The organism is Pseudomonas sp. GD03875 (assembly GCF_029840585.1).
GTDB classification, from domain to species: domain Bacteria; phylum Pseudomonadota; class Gammaproteobacteria; order Pseudomonadales; family Pseudomonadaceae; genus Aquipseudomonas; species Aquipseudomonas paralcaligenes.
Genome location: NZ_JAOCCV010000008.1, coordinates 117011 through 140437, shown reverse-complemented (window position 1 = coordinate 140437; position 23427 = coordinate 117011). Strand labels below are relative to the sequence as shown.

The window sequence follows — 23427 nt, the reverse complement described above, 5'->3', positions numbered from 1 at the left end:
ATGCCGCTCAGCACGTCCCGCAAGGCCCAGTTATCCCTGCTGCTGCTCCTGACGATCCTGCTGCTGGGCGGCTTCCTCGCCACCAGCCTGGCCAGCTACTACAGCTCGCGGGACAGCATCCGGCGCACCATCGTCAACACCGAGCTGCCACTGACCTCCGACAACATCTACTCGGAGATCCAGAAGGACCTGATCCGCCCGACCCTGATCGCCTCGATGATGTCCCGCGACACCTTCCTGCGCGACTGGGTGCTGGCCGGCGAGCGCGACCCGCAGCCCATGACCCGCTACCTGCGCGAGGTGCAGGGGCACTACGGCACCTTCACCAGCTTCTTTGTCTCCGAGAAGACCCACGTCTACTACCAGGCCAAGGGCGTGCTCAAGAAGATCGACCAGAACGAGCCCCGCGACGCCTGGTACTTCCGCGTGCGCGACATGGCCGAGCCATACGAGATCAACGTCGACCCGGACATGGCCAACAGCGACCGGCTCACCTTCTTCATCAACTTCAAGGTATACGACTACCAGGACAACTTCATCGGAGTGGCCGGCGTCGGCCTGACGGTGGACGCCGTGGTCAAGCTGGTGGACGACTACCAGCAGCGCTACGACCGCAGCATCTACTTCACCGACCGCAACGGCTACCTGATGCTCACCGGCGCCGACGGCGGCCCGATGGGCGCGCACCGCGGCCAGCAGCTCGGCCAGCTGCCCGGCATGGAATCGCTGCTGGCCCAGCTGCCGCAGCCGCGCAGCGGCAACTTCAGCTACCAGCACAAGGGGCGCAGCCACTTCCTCAACGTGCGCTACATCCCCGAACTGGACTGGTACCTGTTCGTCGGCAAGCACGAGGAAGGCGCCCTCGCCGGCATCCGCCACAGCCTCTACCTCAACCTGCTGATCTGTGCCCTGATCAGCGCCGTGGTGCTGTTCCTCGTCTACCTGGCCACCCGGCGCTACCAGCAGCGCATCGCCGCCCTGGCCACCACCGACGTGCTCACCGGCCTGCCCAACCGGCGTGGCTTCGACCTGCTGGCCGCCCAGGCGCTGCACGAGGCCATGCGTGAACAGAGCCCGCTGAGCGCCCTGCTACTGGACCTGGACCACTTCAAGCAGCTCAACGACACCCACGGCCACCTGGCCGGCGACCACGTGCTGCGCGGCTTCGCCAGGAACCTGCAAGGCAACCTGCGGCAGTCCGACATCATCTGCCGCTGGGGCGGCGAGGAATTCATCCTGCTGCTCAAGGACACCGGCGGCAGCACCGCGCGGCAGCTGGCCGAGAAGATCCGCCAGCAGGCCGAGGAACAGGTGTTCCCGTTCAACGGCGTCAACCTGCGGGTCACAGCCAGCATCGGCATCACCGAACTGCACGACGACGACAGCCTGGATCGGCTGATCGCCCGCGCCGACCGCGCGCTCTATCGGGCCAAGCAGTCCGGGCGCAACCGGGTGTGCGAAGACACAGGCAATCTGCAGCCATGAACGCGGAGCGCTGCCCGCGCTGCGGCCGGCCCAACCGCTGCGCCCAGGCCGGCGAACAGCAGCCGGTGCAGGACTGCTGGTGCTTCCACGCGCCGCTCGAACACGGCGCTCTCGACGCACTGCCCGCCGAACAGTTCGACCGCACCTGCCTCTGCCCCGATTGCCTGCGCGCCCTCGCCGGGACCGGCGAACCTGGGTAGCGATGCGCCTCGACCGTTTCCTCAGCAACCTGCCCCGCTTCAGCCGCGCCGACGCCCGCCTGCTGCTGGCCGAGGGCCGCCTGCGGGTGGACGGGCAGGTGGTGCGCGACGGTCGCCACGAGGTGCGCGAATTCAGCCGCATCGAACTGGACGACGAGCTGCTGCAAGCTGGCAAGCCCGCGCGCTACTTCATGCTCAACAAGCCGGCCGGCGTGGTCAGCGCCACCGAGCACACCGAACACCGCACCGTGCTCGACCTGCTGGACGAACAGGACAGGCACGAACTGCACATCGCCGGGCGCCTGGACCTGACCACCACCGGGCTGCTGGTGCTCACCAACGACGGCCTCTGGTCGCGCCACCTCACCCAACCGCGCAGCCGGCTGGGCAAGGTGTACCGCGTGCACACCGAGCAGCCGATCACCGAGGAATACGCCGAGGTCTTCGCCCGCGGCCTGTACTTCGCCTACGAAGACCTCACCACCCTGCCCGCCGAGCTGGTAATACTCGATAGCCACTGCGCCCTGCTGACCCTACACGAGGGCCGCTACCATCAGGTCAAGCGCATGTTCGGCCACTTCCGCAACCGGGTGATCGGCCTGCACCGGGAGCGCATGGGGCCGCTGCGACTCGACGAGCATCTGGCGCCGGGGCAGTACCGCCCCCTGAGCGCGGACGAGATCGCGGCAGTCCGCCACCCCACCGCCGGATGACCGTCCGGCAGGCGCATGGTCCCTCGTCATCCGAGCGACTTGCACCTGCAACACAAGCCTGCTTGAATCAGAACCGTGGTCCCGATGTGACTCATCGGTTCCAACAACATTCCAAGAGAATCTTTCCGGTCGAGTGCCCCAGGCACCGCCAACGGGCCTGCCCCCGTCGCGCCGCAAGGCCGATGCCCGTCTCGGAAATATCCGCCACTCACAACAATCATCGGCCAGCCCTTCGAGCCGACTAGGCCCCTCCCAGGCGCATGCCACCTGTCCTGAACCCGCGCGCGACCGCGTGCCGCGCGTCCGTATCGCCGTACGTCAGGGGCATGACCATGAAAGCAGAAACCGCTGTGCTGGATATCCAGGGGCAACACCGGGTTTACACGGAGTTCTATCGTGCCGACGGCGCCGAGCAGACCATCATCCTGGTCAACGGCTCGCTGTCGACCACCGCATCCTTCGCGCAGACGGTCCGCTACCTCCACCCGCACTTCAACGTGGTGCTGTTCGACCTGCCCTACGCCGGGCAATCGCGCGAATACAACCACCACGACCACTTCCTAACCCGCGAGGACGAAGCCGACATCCTGCTGGAACTGGTGGAGCATTTCGACTGCGACACCGTGCTGTCCTTCTCCTGGGGCGGCATCGCCACACTCCAGGCCCTGGCCCGTCGGCCAAGAAGGATCGAGCGCGCGGTGATCAACTCCTTCTCGCCGGTGGTCAATCCGGCCATGCTCGGCTACCTGCGCGCCGGCCTGGCGGTGATGCGCGACTGCGACCGGGAGAGCATCGGCATGGTGCTCAACGGCACCATCGGCAAGCACCTACCATCGCTGTTCAAGCGCTACAACCATCGCCACGTCACTGGCCTGGAGCCTTACGAATACGAGCAGATGAGCTTCCACGTGGAAACCGTGCTGAACAACGGCGGGCGCTCCTGCGTCAGCTTCGCCGGGCAGATCGAGATTCCGCTGCTGTTCGTCAACGGCGAATGGGACGAGTACACCACGCCCGAGGATGCTCGCCTGTTCACCCGGCACGTGCGCCACTGCGAATTCCGCACCATCGACCAGGCCGGCCACTTCCTCGACATGGAACACAAGACCGCCTGGCTGCAGACCCGCGACGCGCTGCTGGCCTTCCTGCTCCCTCCGCTCGCCAGCCGCACGCGCAGCCTACCGGCCGAGAGGCATGCCGTGGCGATATGAGGGGTCGGCACGCCCGGATCAGCTTCACCTAAGCGGGCGATTCTGGTACAAAGTCACCCGCCCAGGCGGGCGTCGTATAATGGCATTACCTGAGCTTCCCAAGCTCATGACGAGGGTTCGATTCCCTTCGCCCGCTCCACTGCATCGTTCCAGGGAATTCTGAGGAAGTCCAAGAGGCATCGTAAGTCGTTGATTCTGGTTGAGTTTTCGACACCTCGATGTTCCAGTGGGCTCCACGGAAATCCACCTGAAGCCACGACGTTTATGTCCATTTTTGTGTCCATTTTTGCGGGCACGACGGCTTCCGGATTGTTGCTAGGGCGCTGAGGTCGATGGGTTAAGCATCTGGTTCCTGACTCATGTTCAGGAGCTAGAGCATGGCACTCTCAGACTTGGTGGTCCGCCAAGCCAAAGCCACCGGCAAGGCCTACACACTTCCAGACATCGATGGTCTCTCCCTGGCCGTGACGGCCACGGGCAGCAAGAGCTGGCACTTCCGTTACTACTGGATGAAGGAGCCCAAGCGCATGTCGCTGGGCACCTATCCCGAGGTGTCCCTTCGTGAGGCACGCGCCCTGCGTGACGAGGCGCGCGCCTTGGTGGCCAAGGACATCAACCCGCGCCTTCACCGCAAGCAAAAGCGCGCCGCGGTCAAACTCGCCGGTGAAAACACCTTCGAGGCGATCTACAAGAAGTGGCTTGCCCACCGCGAACGCGGCCTCAAGAAGGGCCGGCAGACCACCCTCTCGATCCTCCCTCGCGTCTTCGCCAAGGATGTGCTGCCCTTGCTGGGCAAGCGCTCGATCTACGACATCAAACGCCCTGACCTGCTGGAAGTGATCGCCAGGATCGAGCGGCGCAAGGCGCTCTCCGTCGCCGAGAAAGTCAGGACGTGGTTCAACCAGATGTTCCGCTACGCGCTGGTGGTCGTGCCGGGCCTGGAGCAGAACCCGGCTTCCGACCTCGACGTGGTGGCGCTGCCGCTGCCCCCGGTGAACCACAACCCGTTCCTGCGCATGGCCGAGTTGCCGAAGCTGTTGCAGCGCCTGCGCAAGTATCGTGGCCGGCTGCAGACCCAGCTCGGTCTGCGGCTGCTGCTATTCACCGGCGTGCGCACGGGCGAGCTGCGCCTGGCGACGCCGGATCAGTTCGACCTCGATCGGGGCCTCTGGATCATCCCGCCCGAGGTCGTGAAGCAGCTCCAGGTGGACATGCGCAGGAAGCGCCAGTTGCCCAAGGACATTCCACCCTACATCGTGCCGCTGTCGGTGCAGGCCATCGAGATCGTCCGGCACCTGCTCGAACAGCTCAAACCGGCCCAGCACTATCTGTTCCGCCACGACAGCGAGTTGAAGAAGCGCATGAGCGAGAACACGCTCAACGGCGCGCTCAAGCGCATGGGCTATCGCGACCTGCTGACCGGGCACGGCATCCGGGGCACGATGTCCACCGCGCTCAACGAGATCGGCTACCCGAAGGTGTGGGTGGACGCGCAACTCTCGCACGTCGATCCCAACAAGGTCAGTGCCACCTACAACCACGCCGAGTACGTCGAGCAGCGGCGGCGGATGATGCAGGATTGGGCCGACCGGCTCGATCTCTTCGAGCAGAACATGGTCGAGGCAGCGAGCATGCCGCTCACCATTCATTTGGAGGGCGTGCCCGTCCTCTCGGATGAGGAAGCCGCGAGTGCGCCACCCAAACCAGCGGCCGCGTCGGCGCCGCTCCTGATCGTGACCAGGCCGGGAGACGCGATGCCACTGGTGTCAGCCGAGACGCATCGGCTGCCCGCAGTGCCGTTGCCGCGTTCCGTCATGGAGGAACCGCTGTCCGACATACAGCGCCAGCGGATGGAACTGGTCGATGTCTTCGAGGCACCACACAACCTGCCAGTCGCCGAGTACGCGAAGATGGCGGGCAAGTCCCGCCGGTGGATCAGCTACGAGATCAAGGCCGGCAACCTGCTGGCGCTGAACCTGGGCAACCGTGGTCAGCGCGTGCCGGATTGGCATCTCGATCCGGTCAAGCACGCGCTGATCCAGGCGGTCCTCAAGCTGACCAGGGGCGCCGACCCTTGGCAGATCTACAACGCGCTCCTGCAGCCGCGCGCGAAGCTGCGCGGCGGCTCGGCTCTGGAAAGCGTCAGTGCCACAAATCTCGACAAGATCATCATGGCGGTGAGCACGACGGTGAAGGAAAGCGAGTGGTCCCCGCAGCAGGTGGCGTTTGCGTAGCGCGCCAGCGCCCAGCAGTGCGCGCCCCTGTCTCAGGACACGGAGCGCGCGCGGCGGGCGAATCTTTCCTGGGGCTCGGTCAAGGACGAGGACGGGCGAAGCAGGTAGGCCATCACGATGATGGGTGCGCCAGCCAATGGCCGCGCGGCGATGCCGCGACGCAGGTAGCAGGTCAGTCTCGCGGCGGGTGCGACGGCAATGCCGTAGCCCGCGGAGACGAGCGTCATCGCCATGTCGAAGGTGCTGACGGTCTGCTCATGGCCCTGCGGTGCATCCTCGACCAGGCCATGCGCCACCGCGCGCCACGGCTCGTCGGCCGTTGACTGCGCGCAGATCAACGGCTGCTTGAGCAGCTCTTGGCGAGGCACTTCACGGTAGGACAGCAGGTGCGAGCGCTTGGCGACGGCGACTGCCAGCGTGTCATGCCACAACGGCTCGCACACCCAGCCTGGCCACTCCCAGGCGGCTGTGGACAGGGCCAAGTCAAAGTTATCGTGCGGCAGTTCCTGCGCCTGCGCTGTGGAACTGCATCCGATCAAGGCGGTGGCGGTCTCTGGCTCTTCGGCGCGCTGCAACGCCAGCAAGTCGGCAAGCGGTGAAGGCACCCACTCGCCGAGCACAGCCACCCGGATTTCAGTGGAGGCATCGCTCGATTTCACGTCCAGTTCCTCCAGGCAGTGAACTCGCGGCGACCGATGAAGTCGCTTCTATTGAGTTAAGTTTAACGTGGTTTATATCGTGTCAATCCTCGACGCTTTTGGCAATGCAAAAGCGTTCGATTCAAAGAGGCCGGCCCACCGGGACAACAACCTACGAAGCGGAACCAGCCATCGCGTTTGGGGCCTCCGTGCGCGAAGAAAGAACCAGTCAAGGCATCGCCCAGGAAACGCTGGCTCATCTGTCAGGAATCGAGCGTTCGCACATGGGAAAGATCGAGCGTGGCGAGCATGTCCCCACGCTCCCCCTCATTCTCAAAATCGCCCGTGCGCTGAAATGCAGTTCTGCCCACTTGATGGCGCTGACTGAAGCCAAGCTGGCAGAGACGGCTCCGCCTAAATCAGCGGACTGAAGCCGGCCCGCGCCGTGGCTCCTTGTCTACCCCTGTTCGTTGTCGTTCTTATTACCGGCGGCTGAATTTTCGCGCTTTACGGCCTCGGTGAGGAGGCGCAGGTATGGATTGTCCGGAGGCATTTCCTGGAACAGCGCTTCGGGAGCGCTCAGCAGGTAGCCGTGCAGTCGCCTGGATTTGCGCGGCCCCGTGACTTCGCAGGTCCAGATATTCAGCCCGCTGGCTTGCTTGCGGTGCAGGCCTAGCTTCTCGAAACGCTTCTGCACCCACTGCCATCCCTCCAGGTTCTCCGGTTTCGCCAGTGCGGCGATTTGCAGATGTTCCTGCGCATAGCGCTGGAAGACGCCGGGGCTCACCAGGTAGGCCGTTCCGGCGACGCTGTGCACCAAGGCTTTGGCGTCGTTGATGATGAGCTTGTGCGTCTGGATGCCCTGACGCAGCCAGGCCATGAAATGCTCGCCGGATGGCTCCGGCCGATCCTGAAATGGCGCGAGGCTTATCTGCGGCAGCACCGTAGGCGCCGGTGGCGAGGCAGGCTCGGGTTCGCTCGGGGCCTCCGGCGCTACGGGTGGGGCCGTGTCACTCAGCAGATCGAGCAGCGCAGCCACGCCGTTGTCGCTGGGCATAGGGACGGTCGGCGCGATGCTTGGTGGCGCCGTATCGGCGCTTTCCAAGCCTGGCGCTTCGGATGCCGGTGCCTGCGGTGTCGGCGCCCCTTGTTCCTCGTCGGCCTGCACGCGACCCGCGAACGGCGCCGGCCGGTCGGCCGCATCCCAGACCATGGCCGGAGACAGTTTCAGGAAGGTGAAGCTGTGCGACCAGCCGGCATCGCTGGTGACGGTGGCCTTCCAGATCGCCTTGCCGTCCGGTGTGGCCAAGGCGATGCCGTGATCCTGCAGCACGTTGAACACCGCCGTGTTGCTGGCCGGGATGCCGTCGATGCCCTGCGACAGCAGATGCGCGCGCAGCTTGTCCGAGACGGTCTTGCTCACCAGCCAGAGCGCGTCCTGGGTCAGCCAGCCATCCGAGGCCTGGGGCTGGTTCAGCTTGAATTCTTCCTTCAGGAGGTAGCGCAGGCCATCGAGCAGCTTGCGCTGCAGTGCGTGCCGGGGCGCTGCCAGGGCCTTGCTCGGATCGCCGCCGAGTTCCTGGGCGACGGATGCCTGGTCCGCCTGCACGACCAGTTCGCCGAGCATGCCGGCGTGCTCGTACTGGCCGGCCAGGACGTACAGCAGCGCGGCCCACAGGTCGGGGTAGTCGGCGAGCCAGTCGAAGATGCCCGGATCGAGCAGCCGGGCGTAGAGCAGCCCGGTGGCGGCGCTGTGCAGCCGGTATTCGCGCTCCCTGCGGTAGCGGAAGCGGTACGGCCGCCGCAGCGGGCCGTGCCAGGGATGCCAGACCGTGCCGTCCGCGTACTCGACGTGCAGGTCGACCGCGATCTTGCCGATGTCGTGCAGCAGCGCAGCATAGGCGGTGCCTGCGGTCCAGGCCTCGGCCTGGGCGGCTTGCGCCTCCGGCGTGGCGCCGGCGGGCAGCAGATGCGACTGCCGCAGCTTGAGCGCGTAGGCGACGATCTCCAGGCCGTGGTCCAGCATGCCGCCCGGATAGGCGTGGTGATGGGCCTCCGACGCGGGGAATTGCTGGACCAGCTCGGCGTAGCGTTCCAGCGGGGCGAGGTACAGCGTGGCGAACTGCCGGCGCGACAGCGAGGTGCGCTGCCAGATGTGTTCCAGCAGCTTCTGCCGGCGCGGCGTCGCCAGCAGCGATGCGGCCGGCTCCGGCCGCATCAGCCCTTTGCCGGGCTCGGCGGGAGGTTTGGGCGGTGGCGCACTGGCGGCAGGTGGCACCCGTTTGCGTTGGAACAGCGAGAGCATGGCGAACCCCAGACGGCGGGCCGGTCGGGAGAGCCTTTTGGCCTTTTCGGGTAGGGCCTTTCCCCTTGGCCCCATTCCCTTGCCCCTTCCCCAGCCCTTTGGCCTTTACGGAAACCTTTGGATATAGGGCAACGACGCCTGCCGAACCACAACCAATGCGGGTTTGGCCCAAGTCGGATTGATGCGGGAAGGCTGGCTGTGCCGCCCCTACGATGGAGCCGTTTCATCGACCGGACGGAGCACCATGCACACCCAGATTGACAAGGTAAGGAAATTTCCTTACCATCCAGGCATTGCCATCAGGAGTGCCGCCATGCCCGAAATCCACGAAGTCGCGACGCTGACCTCCAAGGGTCAGATCACGCTGCCCAAGTCCATCCGGCAAGCGCTGGGCGTGGACACCGGCGGCAAGGTGGCGTTCGACCTGCGCGGCGGCGAAGTCGTCGTGACCCGCGCCGACGCCGACCATGAAGACCCGGCCATCGGCGCCTTCCTGGGGCTGCTGGAAGCGGACATCCGGGCCGGGCGGCACGTCCAGTCCCTGCCGGACGATCTGGCGCGGGCCATGCTGGCCAACGCGCACCACGCGGTGAACCTCGATGAAGACATCGAAGGCGAAGTGGCGCTCTGATGCAGCGGCACGGTTGGACGCTCCTGTTCCACGAGGGCGTGATCGAGCAGTTGCGCAAGCTGCACGCGGCCGCGGAACGGGCCGAACAGAACGACCCGCAGGGGTTCGAGAGCAACGCCAACGTCAAGCTGTTCCGGGCGTTGAGCCAGTTGATCATGGATGTCGTGCCGAGCGATCCTGCGCGCGACGAATTCCGCCAGGGCAACACCTTGGGGCCGGCCTACCGGCACTGGCGGCGCGCAAAGATCGGGAGGCGGTTCCGGCTGTTCTTCCGCTTCGACTCCAAGGCCAAGGCGATCGTGTTCGCCTGGGTCAACGACGAGCAGACCTTGCGGTCGTCGGGCAGCAAGTCCGACCCCTATGCGGTGTTCGAGAAGATGTTGGGACGCGGCAACCCGCCGGACGATTGGGCGGCGCTGGTGGCCGCAAGCCAGGCCGACTGGCGCGCAGCAGACAAGGACTAGACCGCGGTTGAAGAACAGCACAGGTTTCAATCGCGACACGGACAGGGATCACAGCCACACGACAGGATGAACATGAGGTAGCCACCATGAAGACCGCCGCACAGACCACCTTCGCAGAACGCCTCGGCCGGACACTGGGCCGGGCGTGGAGAGGCTGCGCGCGTCTGGATCGGCGGGCGCAGGGCTGGCTGCTCGCGCAGGGATGGGCGCCTGGCATTGCCAAGGCCGCGCTGCTGGCCGTCAAGCTCGCTGCGATCGGTGTCCTGCTCTACACCGCGTTCTGGCTGGCACTGCTGCTTGCGTTCGCGCTGGTCGGCGCCTGGGTAGTCCGCAACGACGATGGGAGCTACGACGAGGAACACAAGCCGGAATGGCGATACGGCCCTGCCGGGTACGGCCTCTACACCCATGACGATTACCGGATCGACCCCCACGATCCAGAAGACGAGCAAGCCTAGAGGCGTTACTTCGCTGCTTTCATAGCGACACCCGCACCCCTGCCGCCAGCAGCTTGGGCATCCCTGGTTCCTGCCGCCAGCCCTTGAATTGCCGTTCCCGCGCGCACGCCTACCCAGCCCAGCGCAGCCACCCAGAAGGTAGGCAGCACGATGAACATCGTCGCCATGACGAAGTTCAGCAGCATGTCGCCGAAGGCGTTGTTCAGGCCGATCAGCGGATCGAAGTTGCTGTGCGGCCGGTTCGCGCCGAACCCCCAGCCGTAGAGCGCGTCGAGGATCGTGCTGTCCAGCCAGCGCGCGAGCTGGAACCAGAAGTCCACGAAGAACAGCGCGAACTGCACGCAGCTCACCGCGACCAGCGCCTTCAGCTCGTAGGTGCCGAAGACCAGCACCAGCGGGATGCAGATCACCAGCGCCATCTTGAGCAGCGACAGCACCATCGGCAGCGCCTGGCGTACCACGTCCATCGCCGGAAAGAAGCCCAGCGAGCCCATGGTCAGCCCCAGGTCGCCGGCGCCGCGCGTCACGACGTTGGGCAGCGTCTTCTCGATCTGGCCGCCGTAGTCGGTGTAGACCGAGCCCTGGTTCATCTTCTGCTGCCGCGGCGAGACCACGGCGCGGATCACCGAGTCGTTCACCTCGCTCTGCGACAGGAAGCCCGCCCAGCGGCCGATGCGCGTCAGCAGGTCGGGATCGACCTGGGCCAGCAGGCGCGCGCGCAGGCCGCTGCCGCCGTCCGACCACCACTGCCGGCACGTGGGGTAGCCCCCGCCGCTATCCACCTGGGCCAGCCCCGCATCGCGCGTCGCGTCGTAGGGCCAGGCCGTGCGTGGCGTGTTCGAGTGGTAGGTGTCGTAGAAGCCCGCGTTGTTCAGGAAGTAGCTCGAACCGATCCAGGTCACGTCATTCATCTGCTCGTCGGAGAGCGTGGGCCGAGACATGAACAGCTTGGCGCGCGAGGGGCCGTAGCAGTCATGCACGAAGTCGCCGACCTCCTGGGCCAGCACCGGGTCATCGATGCGCGTGGCATCCACGTCCATGCGCATCTGACGCAGATCCGTTCCGCAGGGGATGGCCGCCACCGCGCCGCCCGTCACCGCCTTCGAGATGGCGTGCATGAAGAACCACCACACCGGCACCAGCGCGCTCTGGTTGTTGAGCGTGGTGTAGGCGTTCGACCAGCCCGTGTCGGTGGGCTGCGGGACGCTGACCTGGCATTGCGCGGAGCGCGTCGTGTCGAACTTGATGGTGCTGAGGTCGACCGGAATGAAGGGGATGCCGGCGAACAGGATGACGACGATCGCCACCCACACGCGGTTCTCGATGCGCATCGATGACAGCACCCCCTTGTTGCCCTCGTCCGCACCCTCGGCCCGCGCGCGCAGCCATTCCTGCACCACCATGACCACGAAGGGCAGCGCGAATACGCCGCTGGCCACGAGGATGTTCCAGATGCCGTTGCTGACGATCCACCCGACCAGGGTCAGGTAATACTCCAGGTAGTCCGTTGTGTTGAGCGTCATGGCGTTCTCCAGGGCTCAGCCATTGCGCAGTAGCTGGCTGCCTTCGAGCAGCACGAGGGTGGCGACGGCCGCGATCTCGGCGCGCAGCAGGCGCTGATGGGTCTCGGCCAATGGCTCGCGTTCGCGCAGGCGCCGACGCATCCACCACCAGCCGTAGGCCGTCGCCGCGTAGAGCAGCAGCCGCCAGACGAGGAAGTGGCCCGAGTGCTCGCGCAGCCACTGCTCCCAGCCGTCGATGCTGCCGACGATGTGGAGGCCGACGACGTTCACGCCGACCGCGATGCCCGCCACCAGCAGCACGATGCCAACGCGGCGGCCGAGCAGCCGTGCCGGCCGCAGCCAGGCCCGGCTGGTCATGGCCCGCTCCGCGGCTTCTGCACTTCCTTGAGCCGGTCGCGCGTCGTGTCGCCCTCGAAGATGCCGCGCGAGCCCGCGGCGCGGGTGCCGTGGCGCTGCACGATCGCCATCGCCGAATTGCCGGCCAGCGTGCGCCGCAGCTCCAGCTCGGTCTTGAGGTTGTTGATCTCCTGCTCCAGCGCGTTGTTCTCCTGATCGACCGCCTTCACGGCCAGCTCGTTGGCGGCGACGTTCGGCTCCTTCTTGCCGGTCAGCAGCGTGCGCTGCAACAGCAGGGCCTTCTCCAGCACGCTCGACAGCGCGGCTTCGGACGCCAGGCGCTTGCCGAGCAGGTCTTGATCGGGCTCGTCGCGCAGCGCCTCGATCACGCCGCGCGTGATCGGCAGCGAGTTGCTGCCGGCGGCTTCGAGGTTTGCCACCGTCATCGGCGTCGAGCCCGTCACGAGGCCCTGCAGTGCCTGCAGCTTGGTCTCGTACTCTTCCTGGATCACCGGCGTCAGGCCGACGCCAGGCGTGGTCTGCGTCTTGGTGCAGGTCTCGCAGGTGCGTTGCTCGCGCTCGCCGAGCACGCGGGTTGCGAAGTCCGCTGCGGCCTGCGGCGAGGACCAAGTTTGGCAGGTCAGCCGGTTGCCGCAGGACGCGCGCGGGATGGATGAGGTGTCGCTGACGCCGCGGCTGTTGAGCAGGTTGTAGCCGGCACGGGTCACGTCGCCGACCACCTTGATGGAACCCTGGCCCGAGCCGCCCGCGTTGCCGCCGCCCACCCAGGGCACGCCGTTGTTGCCCTTGTTCGATTCGGCCTGCTCGACGGCGGACACCGCATCGGTGCTGCTCACCGCATCGCGCAGCGCGAAACCTTCGGCGAGCTGATCCCACCCGGCCTGGCCGCCGGCCATGTCCGCCATCCGGTTGGCCATCGCCTTGCACGTCAACTTGCTGCGGTCGAAATCGAGCCGAGCCTGCAGCACGCCGTTGGTCAGCAGGTTGTAGAGGCCCGGATCGGCGCGCTGGATGATCAGGGCCGGCAGCGACGCCACGGCGCTGGTGGCGCTCTGGATCACCGAGGACATGATCTGCTGAAAGCCATTGGTGAGGCCGTTCAACTGGTTCTGCAGCGTCGTCGTGATGCTCATGTTTCCGCAGATCAGGTTGCTGTTCCAGCCGATGCCCACGCCGATGCTCTGCATGTTCCCGGCGCCGCCCATGGACACGGCCCGGCCGCCGCCGATGCTGTAGAGCACGTCGTCGCCGATGACGCTGCCGCTCACGCCGACGCCGGTGGGGCTGATGCGGGTCTGCGCCCACGCGACGCCGGCTGCGGCCGTGACGGCGCAGGCGAGCGCGATGCTGAGCGCGTAGGGCCTGGCGCGCTGTGCGAAACGGGAGAGAGACGCTTTCATCGGAATACCTCAGAGGAAATCGACGCTGCCGAGGAAGACCTGCCCGCGGCGCTGGCAGCAGGCATAGGGCCGCCACAGCGCCCAGGCGTAGTCGCCTTGCTGGGCCTGCACGCGCGTGTTGGAGTGGGGGAACACGGCGCAGGAGTTGGAGAGGGTCGGCGTCAGCTCCTGCCACTTGCCGGTGGAGGCATCGCTCTCCACCAGGGCGCCGGCCGGCCAATAGCCGTCGCTCGAACTCGCGAGCAGCGGCTGGTAGACGTGCGGCTGCATGCGCCGCGTGACGACATCGCCCGCGCGCTGCGCGACGACGGCGCCGCTCTTGTAGTCGTCGGTCTGATGCAGGAAGCCGCCGCGCGGATAGACGTTGCCCCACAGGTTGAGCGTCGTGCGGCCGCCGATCTCGCGCATGCCGGGGATCACCGCCTCGGGGTACACCATCTCCGGGACGTTGTAGCGCCAGGCCAGCGTGTCGAGGGTGCTCAGCAGGTACGGCATGAAGGCCGTGCCTGCGCCCTGGCAGGCGTAGCCGGACGCGCTGGCGAACTGGCTGAACACCGAACCGCCGGGATGCCCGATCACGTCGGCGTTCTTGAACTTCGCCAGGTTGTTCTCGTTGTCGTGGTTCGTCGTCCCGTCGCCGCCGGCCTGCGCCGTGGGATTGGGCATGCTCATGGCGCGCACCTCGATCCACGGGTTCTCGCCGGTGTTGCTGTAGCTCGACACCACCGCGTCGGGAATGTAGTGGCGCACCTTCACCGAGGTGCGCACCGTGCAGCCCGTCCAGGTGCAGAACAGCCAGTAGCAGATGCCGACGACGCGATATTCCAGGCAGTCGGGCGACAGGGCCGAGGACACGATGGTAGCCGTGTTCAGCGCGAAGCTCGAAGCGGCGCCGCCGAGCAGCACCGAAGCGATGGCAAGGCGGGCCCGGCGCGACGACGCCGACAGCAGGCGGTTCATGGCTGTGCCCTCCGATGTGATTCGATGCGTGCCACGGCGCGCGCGACATCGGGCTCGCCGTAGACCACGTAGCGGCGATCGACCACCACGGCAGGCACCTTGGCCAGCCCCAAGCCCCAGGCATCGGCGACGCCCTGGTAGGCGCTGCCGATGCGGCGCTGTAGTGCCTGGCTGCCATCGCGCAGGCGTTGCTGCACGAGCGCGGCCGCGCGGCCCGGATCGGCAGGCAGGCCCGCGGCCAGTTCGGCCTCGATGCGCTCGGGCAGATCCAGCTCGATCACGCGCGCGCCGGATGCGGACTGCACGGGATGGCGGCTGTCGGTCACGACCAGCACGTCGGCTGCGGATGCGTCCTGGCCGAGCAGGCACAGCAGCAGCCCTCCCGCGCAGGCGATGCGCGTACACCGCAGCCGCGGGATGGGTTTCAAGAAGGGAGCCGTCATGGCGGGCGTCCTGGGAATGAGAGCAAGGCTCTAGTCGAACGCCGAAGGCAGTCCAACCGCGACAAGGAATGCGCACCGCGCGCGCTCCGCTTTGGGCAGACAGGCGAAAGAAAAGCGGCAGCCGAGGCTCCCGCGGGGACCAGGCGGTCAGCGGCGCTACAGCAGGCCGGATTCGGCGAAGGAGTACGGCGTGCCCTTGCCGACGATGAAGTAATCCACCACCCGGACATCGACTATCGCCAGGGCGGCTTTGAGCCGGTCGGTCAGCGCCTGATCGGCGGCCGAAGGCACGGTCATGCCAGATGGATGCTGGTGGGCCAGGATGACCGCCGAGGCGTTGAGGGCCAGGGCGCGCTGCACCAGCACCCGCGGGTACACCGAGGTTTGATCGACCGTGCCCTTGAACATCGGCTCGTAGGCGAGGACTTGGTGCTGAGAGTTGAGGAACACGACGGCGAAGACCTCGTTGGGCTCCGCGACCAGCTTCAGATGCAGGTAGTCGCGCACGGCGGCGGGACTGTTCAGCATCGGGCCGGCCTTGAAGATGCGTTGTTCCAGCAAGGCGATGGCCTGGCGGATGATCCAGTCTTCGTGCTGGGCGGCGATCAGGCTGAGCGACTCGGGACGCGAGTCGGCGACGACATAGGACATGGCGAACCTCCACGGGATGAAGTCGGAGGACGCCTGTCCCGGGAGGGACAAACCCTCCGGGGACGATGAAGAACAAGCGGCAGAAGAGCGGGCATCCGCCACCGCATGCACAGTGGCTGTTCGCGTCCAGGGATGCGCAGCGAACGGGGTCGATCAGCACGGCCAAGCCGCGTCGTAGCCTTGAAGATCGTGGCTACCTGGGCATGTCTCCGAGAGACTCGGCAGGCATTTCCTTCGATGCGGGCTCGGCCGCTGCACTGGCCGCCAGCAGGTCGATCGCGGACAGCAAGGCATCTCCTTCGACCGGGCCGTGCAGCAGCAGCGTCTTGCCGGACTGGCGATCCTGCAGGCGCAGCGTGGGCGTGACCTTGATGCCCTCCTGCGCCGCGCTCGCCGACTGTGCGCGGATCAGCGCATCGGGGCGGTCGCTGTCGAGGCACTGCTGCGCGGCCGGCGTGAGGTCGGGATAGCGCAGGCCCTCGGGCAGGCCCTGACCGTCGCCGCGGGTGTGCGTGTAGACCCACTCGGCGGCCTGCCAGAACGCGGCCTGGCCGCCGGCCTCGCCGACGCACTCCACCAGGCGCGCACCGGCAGACGCGGCCGGCTCGTGCAACGGCAACGGCAGGTGATGCCATTGCCAGCTCACGTCCGGGTGCGCGTCGATCCAGCGCTTGAGCACTGCGAAGTAGGCGCGGCAGAACGGGCATTCGAGGTCGGCGTACTCGACCACCGTGAAGCGCGCATCGGCGCGGCCATAGCGCCAGGGCGGGCCGGCTGGTGCCGTTGCCGGCGCAGGCGTTGCTTCTGCCGAAGGAAAATCGGGTTCGGCGGGCGGCGACTGCGGCCGCAGGCCGAGCCATGCGGCCGTTGTCAGGGCCGCGGCCATCAGCAGCGCGACGACAAGGACGGTGCGGGACGGCGCGAAGCGAGGGATGCGCATCGTGGACTCCCCGTCACGCCAGCGCATCGAGCACCAGCGGCTCGATGCTGCGGGCGCGGTCGATCTTCTCGGCGATCTTGAAAGCGGCGTCCAGTTCGCCGATGCCGTACTGCTGCATCAACTGGAAACGCTCGGCCTTCTCTTCCGGCTCGGTCTGAGCCAGCGCCAGGTACAGGCTGGGCGGCACCGCGCGGAATAGCACTTCCATGCTCTTGGAAAGGATCACGCCCTCGCTGAACTTGCCGGCCTCCTTGCGGGCCGACAGCATCAGCGCCTTCTGCGCCGCGTTCAGCTCGCGAAAGCGCGCGATCTTCTCCACCTCGTCGGGCGGCATCGAGAGGCAGATCCACCACTCGATCATGTTGAGCATGGGCTCGGCGGCCTTGGGCAGGTCGTCGATGTTCTGCGTCGCCAGCCAGTACCAGGCGCCGAGCTTGCGCCACATCTTCGTGATCTTGACGACGTAGGGCGCAAGCAGCGGGTTCTTGGTGATGATGTGCCCCTCGTCCGTCACGTTGATGATCGGCCGGCCGAGGAACTGGTCGCGCTCGGCGATGTTGTTGACCGTGTTGATAAGGCTGATGTAGGCGATGGAAAGCTGCGCGTTGTAGCCCTCGCGTGCGAAGGTCGCCAGATCGACGATGGTGATGTCGGCCTCGGGCCAGGGCGTGCCGGGCCGGTCGAACATCTCGCCGTCCACGCCCTGGCAGAACATATCCATCGCGTCGGCCATTTCCAGCAGCCGCGCGCGCCGCACCTCGGGTAGTGCCGTATCGCGGCCGCGCTCGCGCAGCGCATCGCGCACGTCGCGCGTCAGGACGGTGCGCTGGTTGGCCACGCAACGCTGGGCCGCATCGAGGATGCACTGGCGGATCAGGCTGCGGTCGGCGCGCGTCATGCGCGCCTCTTCCTTGTCCTCGCCGCCGGTGATCATCAGCCGCGCGGTGATTTCCAGTTCCCCCAGCACGTCACGCTGCTCGTCGGCATCCGCTGCCTGTGCCGCTTCGTCGCGGTCCTCGTCCAGGGCGTCGGCATCCAGCGTCTGCACCTGGCTGGGCGTTTCCACCAGCCGGTGGGCGTCGGCGAACGGCGCGAGGCTCACCCCGGCACCGGGGGCCAGCTTAACGCGATGCACCTTCATGCCTAGCCGCGCCGCGAAGTCGCCGAACAGGCCGAAGCTGTTGCCCGCCTCGACGATGAACAGCCGCGGCCGGTAGATCGCCGTCACCTGGTTCAGGATGTTGTTGAGCGTGGCGCTTTTGCCCGAGCCGGTGGGACCGAACAGGAACAGGTGAGCGTTCATCTGCCGGTCGAGCCGGTTCAGCGGGTCGAAGGTGATCGGCCCGCCGCCGCGGTTGAAGAACGTGATGCCCGGATTGCCGGTGCCCTGGCTGCGGCCCCACACCGGCGCGAGGTTCGCCGCGTGCTGCGCGAACATCAGTTGCGTGTACCACTGGCGCTTGTCGGTGGCCGGATCGAACACGCACGGGAGCCAGCGCAGGTAGCTGTTGAGCGGCGCCACCTCGTCTTCCTCGCGCACCGGCTGCAGGCCGGCGTTGAGCATGACGTTGACCAGTTGCAGGCCGCGGGCGTCGAGCTGCGCGAGGTCGCGTCCGCGCAGATAGAAGGCAAGCGCACCGCGGTAGAGCTTGTGCGCGCTGCCGATCAGCCCGCGCGCTTCCTGCACGTCGCGGCGCGTCTGCTCCGAAGCCAGCGTCTCGCCGACCGACTTCTTGCTCAGGTGGTTCAGGTGCCCTTCGAGCACGTCCTGCGGCGTCGCGACGACGGTCAGGCACATCACCGTGTCCTCGGGCATCTGGTCGAACAGCGCGTTGACGGCATCGCCGCCCTTGCGCGTTTCGCCGGTGACGTGGCCGGTCGCAGGCGGCATGCGCAACCGGTCCATCACGATGATCCGGTGCGGCATGCCGTCGAGCAGCCACGTGCCGTTCGCCACGTCCGAGCGCGGCTGGCCGAAGAACAGGCGCTGCGCGAAGTCTCCGCTAGCCAGCTCGATCTCGCCGTCTTCGACTGCCTCGGGGTAGCGCGTGAGCGCATAGAAGCGCTCGCGGTCGTCGGCGCTGGGGCCGAGCAGCGTCGGGTGCGGGTTGAACCAGCGCAGCAGCCAGTCGTGGATGTCGGCCGCCTCCATGCGGCGGGATTTCACGCCCGCGTTGGCGAGGCCGCCCACGAGCCGGTCGCAGATCGTCGTCAACGCCTGCTCGGGGGACTGGCCGCGCCGCGATGCGGTCGTAGCGTTCGCGCGCCGGTAGACCACCATTCGCACGCGCCGGACCTGGCCGCGCCACGGCAGCCGCGTCACCGTGGTGTCCTCGAACAGCCCGCCGGGCTTGGCAATGGCGCGCAGGTGGTGCCCAAAGAAACGCAGGTAGAAGTCCGTGAAGGCGCTGCCCTGGGCGCGCGGCCGCACATAGTCGGCCAGCCCGCGCAGGTAGGTGTCCCAGGTCGATTCGTCCTGGGCGTAGAGCTGCACGACCCACGGGTTCTCGTCGAGTTCGTCGAACGAGTCCTGCAGCGCGTTCTCCAGTGCATCGCGTGCCTGCCACAGCCAGGCCATCTCACGGCCTTCGGTGCCGACCGGGGCCAGTTCGAAGAAGCCCGCAACCGACTGGCCGTCTTCCAGCAACATGCTCTTGGAGCCGGGCAGGTACTCCATCCACGGCAACAGGTCGGCGAAGGACGGTGCCACGCCGTAGAGCGCCTGCAGGTCCGCTTCGGTGGTCGGCGGGCGCGGCTGGCTGCCCATCGCGCTGCCGGGCTCGGGAATGCCGTGCGCGGCCAGCGTCGAGACATGCTGCGACCAGGCGTCATCGGCATCCAGGTCGGGGCCGGCGGGCGTGACGGCCTTGCGTGCCCAGGGCAACGACCAAGCCATCAGTAGTCCTCCAGGCGCTCGCCAGGCATCGCGTACTGCACGCGCTGGTAGAGCGGGAACACGGTGGTGTAGCCGGGCACGGGCACCGGGTCGGTGCCGGCCAGGTGCGGGAACACGTACATCACTAGGTCCGGGTTCGGCAGGCGTCGGAACTGGCGGTAAATCTCGTTGGCCGCGGTGCGCGTGTAGGCGGCAGCGGCGGCGGGCACCGCCTGCACGTCGGCCTCGGTCAGCGGCCGGCGCAAGTCCTGGCGTGCATCGAGCAGTTGCCGCGCTGCCTGCCCACCACCGGCGCTGCCGCCCGTCTCCTGATTCCACACGTCGAGCATGGTGTGATCGCCGTGCGGCAGCAACTTGTCCTTGCTGGTGGCGCAGCCGCCCAGCACCAGGACCGCGCACAGGATCGCGGCCGATTCAATCCAAATCCGACGCATGCTTGCCTCCGATGCGTTGATTGACCCGGCGCCCCTTGGCGTCGTAGTCGATGTTGAGCGGCTGCTCCAGATGCACCGCGACCTTGGCGCCGGGCCGCACGTAGACGGCGGCGAAGGCTTGGCCGTAAAGCTTGTTGACCCAATCGGCCATGTCGCGGACGCCCCCGGCCAGGATGCGGCCCATCGCCTCGTTGCCGCTGATGCCTACCGTGCCAAGCGAGCCGTTGCTGTTAGCGACCACGGCCACGCTGCCGTTGTCCGACTTGATCAGTGAAGCGGCGCCGGCGCCGGCCGCGGTGATGAGGGCTTGCGAACCCAGGTACTGCTGCGCGTTGCTGCGCCGTTCGCCGCTGACGCAGGGGATGCCGTAGGGATCGCTGATCCAGCCCAGGCCGCCTTGCGTCGTGCTGTTTGCACCATTGCCCTGGCCGCCGCCGCTCTGGTTGCGGTTGCCGTCCTCCGGCATCGTGCGCACCGTGCCGTCGTTGAAGACGAACGTCACCGAGCGAATCTGGCCGCGCACGCAGGAAAGCGTCCAGTCGCCCGAGGCCGTGCCGCTGACCACCGCGCCCGCCACGTCGGGAATGTCGATGCCGTTGGCGGTGAGGTTGTCCGGGCCGATCAGCACCTTGAAGGGGTACGGGTCGTTGACCGTGCCGTCGATCGGCACGCGGCCGATCAGCGCGGTCATCGCGATGGAGCCCATCAGCGTCGAGTTCGACGGCACCGTGTAGACCGGCTTGGACGACGTGCCCACGGCGCGGCTGCCTGCATCCGCGACGGTGCTGGCCACGTTGTCGGCCGTGTCGGAAAGCGTCTTCTGCGCCGGCCCGAAGCTGGTCGGAAAGTTCAGGCCGCCGCTGCTGCCGTTCTTCGCCGAAGGCTTCGCATCGTCCGGTTCCACCCAGCGCGTGCCGCTGGTGCTGCGCGCGGCGCCGCCCTGGCTGCCGCTGAAGCCCTTGCCGTCGCCGTCCTCCAGGCCGAGCCCGACCGGCAGATCGGCCTGGCCGCCCTTGCCGGAAAGCCCATCCAGGCGCCGCTGCAGGTCTTGCAGCAGGCCCTGGGTCTGCTGGCGGTCGCCGGCCAACTGCTCGCGGTACTGCTGCAGGCGGCCGCGTTCACCATCCAGCGCGGACTGGATGCGCTGGTCGATCGCGCTTTCCCGCGCGCGCATACGCTCGTTCTCGCTCTTCTGGTTCTTGTTGTCGTTGAGCGCCGTCTGCAGCTCGTTGCGCAACTGCTTGACCTGGGCCACCAGTGTGGCAACGGTATCGCGCGGCGTGTCGCCCTCGATGCCCAGCGCCTTCATCTCTTCGGGCGTGAGCGAGTTGGCGCTGCCGGCCGGAACGGGCTTGGCGCCGCGATCCCCGGAGAACATCTTGATGCCGACGAACAGCAGCACCAGCGCCATCGGGATCAGCAGCCACTTCAGGAGGGGGTTACTTTTCATGGCGGGCACCTCCTTCGGCCTGGCCGGCCGCCGCGGCCGGCGGCAGGTTCACCGTCGCGTCGATCGGTGAGAGCTTGGGCAGCAGCGACTCGGCCAGGCCGTGGCCACGGGTCACGAGGTAGACCACCGTGGTGTCGGCGGCGCGGCCGGCCGGCGCCAGATTCGGGTGCTGGAAGGTCGCGGCGAGAAAGTCGCCCTGCAGCGCGCGGGGATCGAGGTCGAGCCAGCGCCCGGAGGCGTTGGTGAGCTTCACCGCCGTCACCCACTGGTCTTCGAGCCGCCAAGCGGCCAGCGCCTGCGCACGCACCGGCAGTGTGGGCAGCAAGGTGGAAAGCTCCAGCCCACGGCGCAGATTGACGCGGCCGAGGCCGGGAACGGGCTCCACGGTGCGCAGCGGCGCGTAGAGGTTCTGCGCCGCATAGCGCGTGAGCACAACCGCCACCGGCGTGGCGCGCTTCGCTGCGGGTACGGTGCGCTCCGCATCGTCGTCCGCCGGCTTGGCCGGCTCGCCGTAGCGCGTCGCCGGCACGTCGCCTTCGACGATGCGCACGGGTTCGAGTGCAGGCTGGCCCGCCTTCGCCGGCTCGGCCGCGATGTCCAGCAGGATCAGCGCGCCCGACTCCACGTCCTGCAGTTGCAGCCGTGTGGGCGGGATCGGCGCGCTCGCGCGCAGGTAGATCGCGCCACCAGCGCTCTGCACGCGCAACTGCTCGCCAACCGTGGGCGGCACACCGATGCGCACGTTGCGCTCGATGAACACCACGCGCTCCTGGCCGACCACCAGCGGCACCGCCAGCGGCAGGCGCTCCCAGCGCAGGATTTCGACGGCATGGGCCGCAGGCACGAAGGCCAGGCACAGCAGCAGGCCAGCCAGGGCCGCCGCAGATGAACGCTTCCCGAGGGACTTCATGGGGTGTCTCCCTGCAAGTTGGAGCCGGCGCTTGCGGCCCGGCCGGGCGGCGCCGCAGGCGGCGGGGTCTCGATGCGCTCCGGCGCGCGTGCATGGCAGTCCAGCGCCAGGCCGAAGGGGTTGCGCTCGGGGTCCACGTCCATGCGCACAACCTTGAGTGCATAGCGCACGAGCGCGCGCTTGACCTGCTCGGCGCCCAGGTACTCGTCGGCGCTCACGTCCAGCGTGACGATCCAGTTGTTGGCCGACACGGTGCGCACGCGCATGGCCGGCTCGTCGCCGTAGCCGCGGCCGGGAATCTCGTAGATGCCGCGCACGCGCTGGCGTAGCTCGCCGTTGCTGCGCCGGAATTCGTAGTCCTGCTGCAGGAAGGCACGGCAGCTCGGCGTGAAGTACGCAGACAGTGCATGCAGGTTGCGCGGGTAGTCCTGCTCGCCATTGGTCGGCCAGCGCTGGGCCTGCTGCCAAATGTAGAAGGTGAAGGCGTAGACGCTCTCCGGCGGCACGTCCCACCACTTGCGCGTGCTGCCCGAGCGCAGGTCGGGTGGCACGTGGATGGTCAGGCTCTTGGGTGCGCTCCACCAGCCGAAGCCGAGCAGCAGCGCCACGACGAACAGTGCGGCGCCAGCCAGGCGCAAGGTCTTCACATGCGCCTGCAGGTGCGCGACCTCGTTCTTGAATCGGCTCATGGTCTACCTCGACGCAGGGACGGATCGGGCCGCAGGCGCCGCGTGGACCACCAGCCCGACCGGGTGATGAGCTGGCCCCCGCCCGCATGCGCAGCCAGCGCGGGGTAGCGCAGCGCGAGGCGCCACTGGAGCTGGCGGTACAGCCAGGTGTCGGGCCGGCCGCGCTTCCACCGCCGCAGCAGGCCGCCGCCCACGAAGACACCGACACCGATGCCGGCGACGATCAGCGTGGGCACCATCGCGATGCTGTGCGTCAGCCAGGCCAGCGGTACGCCGGCCACGAGACCGGCCGCGCCGGACAGCCCGGCGCAGACCCACAGCTCGTCGGCCGTGAGCCCGCGCACGACCACCGGGTGGCGGTTGAGGCGGTGCGGCAGGAAGGTCACGAGCCCGTCGCGCGACGGACTCTCCAGGGCGCCGGCCATCGTTGCCGGG

The 23427-nt window shown here is 67.4% G+C and carries 24 protein-coding genes and 1 tRNA gene; 10 read left to right on the top strand and 15 right to left on the bottom strand.

The genetic code is table 11. The features are described 5' to 3' along the window. The 6 genes from N5D30_RS09705 to N5D30_RS09680 all read left to right on the top strand — a co-directional run bounded on the left by N5D30_RS09705 (position 1) and on the right by N5D30_RS09680 (position 5843). Positions 1–1485 (top strand): diguanylate cyclase, encoded by a 1485-nt coding sequence (locus tag N5D30_RS09705; RefSeq protein WP_279908778.1) that lies wholly within the window; start codon positions 1–3, stop codon positions 1483–1485. Continuing rightward, positions 1482–1685 (top strand): cysteine-rich CWC family protein, encoded by a 204-nt coding sequence (locus N5D30_RS09700; protein ID WP_279903792.1) that lies wholly within the window; start codon positions 1482–1484, stop codon positions 1683–1685. Before N5D30_RS09705 ends, N5D30_RS09700 begins: the two co-directional genes overlap by 4 nt. Positions 1686–1687: 2 nt before the next feature. Next, positions 1688–2398, top strand: a complete 711-nt coding sequence (locus N5D30_RS09695) for a pseudouridine synthase (protein ID WP_279908776.1) — start codon at positions 1688–1690, stop codon at positions 2396–2398. A 332-nt stretch (positions 2399–2730) separates the two neighbouring features. Beyond that, on the top strand, positions 2731–3609 hold the full coding sequence (locus N5D30_RS09690) for an alpha/beta hydrolase (protein ID WP_279908775.1): 879 nt from the start codon (positions 2731–2733) through the stop codon (positions 3607–3609). 65 nt (positions 3610–3674) lie between these two features. Next, positions 3675–3748: transfer RNA gene (locus N5D30_RS09685), tRNA-Gly, on the top strand. A gap of 238 nt (positions 3749–3986) precedes the next feature. Next, positions 3987–5843 carry an integrase arm-type DNA-binding domain-containing protein gene (locus N5D30_RS09680; RefSeq protein ID WP_004265627.1) on the top strand — a complete coding sequence of 619 codons (1857 nt, stop codon included), beginning with the start codon at positions 3987–3989 and terminating at the stop codon, positions 5841–5843. A gap of 32 nt (positions 5844–5875) precedes the next feature. On the opposite strand, the gene N5D30_RS09675 is transcribed toward N5D30_RS09680, so the two are convergent. Next, positions 5876–6502: a LysR substrate-binding domain-containing protein gene (locus N5D30_RS09675; RefSeq protein WP_003454711.1), complete on the bottom strand. Its 627-nt coding sequence runs from the start codon at positions 6500–6502 to the stop codon at positions 5876–5878. 104 nt (positions 6503–6606) lie between these two features. On the opposite strand from N5D30_RS09675, the gene N5D30_RS09670 reads away from it, so the two are divergent. Continuing rightward, positions 6607–6912: a helix-turn-helix transcriptional regulator gene (locus N5D30_RS09670; RefSeq protein ID WP_003454714.1), complete on the top strand. Its 306-nt coding sequence runs from the start codon at positions 6607–6609 to the stop codon at positions 6910–6912. Positions 6913–6938: 26 nt separating this feature from the next. On the opposite strand, the gene mobH is transcribed toward N5D30_RS09670, so the two are convergent. After that, positions 6939–8786, bottom strand: a complete 1848-nt coding sequence (gene mobH, locus N5D30_RS09665) for a MobH family relaxase (RefSeq protein WP_016451652.1) — start codon at positions 8784–8786, stop codon at positions 6939–6941. A gap of 313 nt (positions 8787–9099) precedes the next feature. Here mobH and N5D30_RS09660 point away from each other — a divergent pair, with 313 nt between their 5' ends. The 3 genes from N5D30_RS09660 (at position 9100) to N5D30_RS09650 (ending at position 10339) form a co-directional block, all read left to right on the top strand. Then, entirely contained in the window at positions 9100–9417 is a 318-nt protein-coding gene (locus N5D30_RS09660; RefSeq protein ID WP_003454724.1) for a type II toxin-antitoxin system PrlF family antitoxin, read from the top strand. Continuing rightward, entirely contained in the window at positions 9417–9881 is a 465-nt protein-coding gene (locus N5D30_RS09655) for a type II toxin-antitoxin system YhaV family toxin (protein WP_003454727.1), read from the top strand. Before N5D30_RS09660 ends, N5D30_RS09655 begins: the two co-directional genes overlap by 1 nt. 86 nt (positions 9882–9967) lie before the next feature. Next, positions 9968–10339 carry a DUF3742 family protein gene (locus N5D30_RS09650; RefSeq protein ID WP_003454730.1) on the top strand — a complete coding sequence of 124 codons (372 nt, stop codon included), beginning with the start codon at positions 9968–9970 and terminating at the stop codon, positions 10337–10339. 5 nt (positions 10340–10344) lie between these two features. Here the strand turns inward: N5D30_RS09650 and N5D30_RS09645 are convergent, their stop codons facing one another. From N5D30_RS09645 to N5D30_RS09585, 13 genes are all read right to left on the bottom strand, one after another. Further along, positions 10345–11862 (bottom strand): conjugal transfer protein TraG N-terminal domain-containing protein, encoded by a 1518-nt coding sequence (locus N5D30_RS09645; protein WP_003454733.1) that lies wholly within the window; start codon positions 11860–11862, stop codon positions 10345–10347. A gap of 15 nt (positions 11863–11877) precedes the next feature. Then, the gene (locus N5D30_RS09640; RefSeq protein ID WP_279908773.1) at positions 11878–12219 is read right to left on the bottom strand and encodes a hypothetical protein; all 342 of its coding nucleotides are present in this window, start codon (positions 12217–12219) and stop codon (positions 11878–11880) included. Next, the gene (locus tag N5D30_RS09635) at positions 12216–13619 is read right to left on the bottom strand and encodes an integrating conjugative element protein (protein ID WP_003454739.1); all 1404 of its coding nucleotides are present in this window, start codon (positions 13617–13619) and stop codon (positions 12216–12218) included. Before N5D30_RS09635 ends, N5D30_RS09640 begins: the two co-directional genes overlap by 4 nt. 9 nt (positions 13620–13628) lie before the next feature. Next, positions 13629–14579, bottom strand: a complete 951-nt coding sequence (locus tag N5D30_RS09630; protein WP_003454742.1) for a TIGR03756 family integrating conjugative element protein — start codon at positions 14577–14579, stop codon at positions 13629–13631. Further along, positions 14576–15022 (bottom strand): TIGR03757 family integrating conjugative element protein, encoded by a 447-nt coding sequence (locus tag N5D30_RS09625; RefSeq protein WP_003454745.1) that lies wholly within the window; start codon positions 15020–15022, stop codon positions 14576–14578. Before N5D30_RS09625 ends, N5D30_RS09630 begins: the two co-directional genes overlap by 4 nt. Before the next feature lie 156 nt (positions 15023–15178). After that, on the bottom strand, positions 15179–15673 hold the full coding sequence (locus N5D30_RS09620) for a JAB domain-containing protein (RefSeq protein ID WP_004265610.1): 495 nt from the start codon (positions 15671–15673) through the stop codon (positions 15179–15181). Between the two features lie 193 nt (positions 15674–15866). After that, positions 15867–16613, bottom strand: coding sequence for a thioredoxin domain-containing protein (locus N5D30_RS09615; RefSeq protein ID WP_003454752.1), 747 nt, complete (start codon positions 16611–16613; stop codon positions 15867–15869). Positions 16614–16626: 13 nt separating this feature from the next. Continuing rightward, positions 16627–19509 (bottom strand): conjugative transfer ATPase, encoded by a 2883-nt coding sequence (locus tag N5D30_RS09610; RefSeq protein WP_016451650.1) that lies wholly within the window; start codon positions 19507–19509, stop codon positions 16627–16629. After that, positions 19509–19943, bottom strand: a complete 435-nt coding sequence (locus tag N5D30_RS09605) for a TIGR03751 family conjugal transfer lipoprotein (RefSeq protein ID WP_004265606.1) — start codon at positions 19941–19943, stop codon at positions 19509–19511. The genes N5D30_RS09610 and N5D30_RS09605 overlap by 1 nt, the downstream gene beginning before the upstream one ends. Beyond that, positions 19924–21393: a TIGR03752 family integrating conjugative element protein gene (locus N5D30_RS09600; RefSeq protein WP_016451649.1), complete on the bottom strand. Its 1470-nt coding sequence runs from the start codon at positions 21391–21393 to the stop codon at positions 19924–19926. Before N5D30_RS09600 ends, N5D30_RS09605 begins: the two co-directional genes overlap by 20 nt. Next, complete coding sequence (locus N5D30_RS09595) at positions 21383–22303, bottom strand: TIGR03749 family integrating conjugative element protein (RefSeq protein ID WP_016451648.1); 921 nt, start codon at positions 22301–22303, stop codon at positions 21383–21385. Before N5D30_RS09595 ends, N5D30_RS09600 begins: the two co-directional genes overlap by 11 nt. Beyond that, positions 22300–22992: a PFL_4703 family integrating conjugative element protein gene (locus N5D30_RS09590; protein WP_003454780.1), complete on the bottom strand. Its 693-nt coding sequence runs from the start codon at positions 22990–22992 to the stop codon at positions 22300–22302. Before N5D30_RS09590 ends, N5D30_RS09595 begins: the two co-directional genes overlap by 4 nt. After that, positions 22989–23417: a TIGR03750 family conjugal transfer protein gene (locus tag N5D30_RS09585; RefSeq protein ID WP_003454784.1), complete on the bottom strand. Its 429-nt coding sequence runs from the start codon at positions 23415–23417 to the stop codon at positions 22989–22991. Before N5D30_RS09585 ends, N5D30_RS09590 begins: the two co-directional genes overlap by 4 nt. Positions 23418–23427 lie beyond the last annotated feature (10 nt).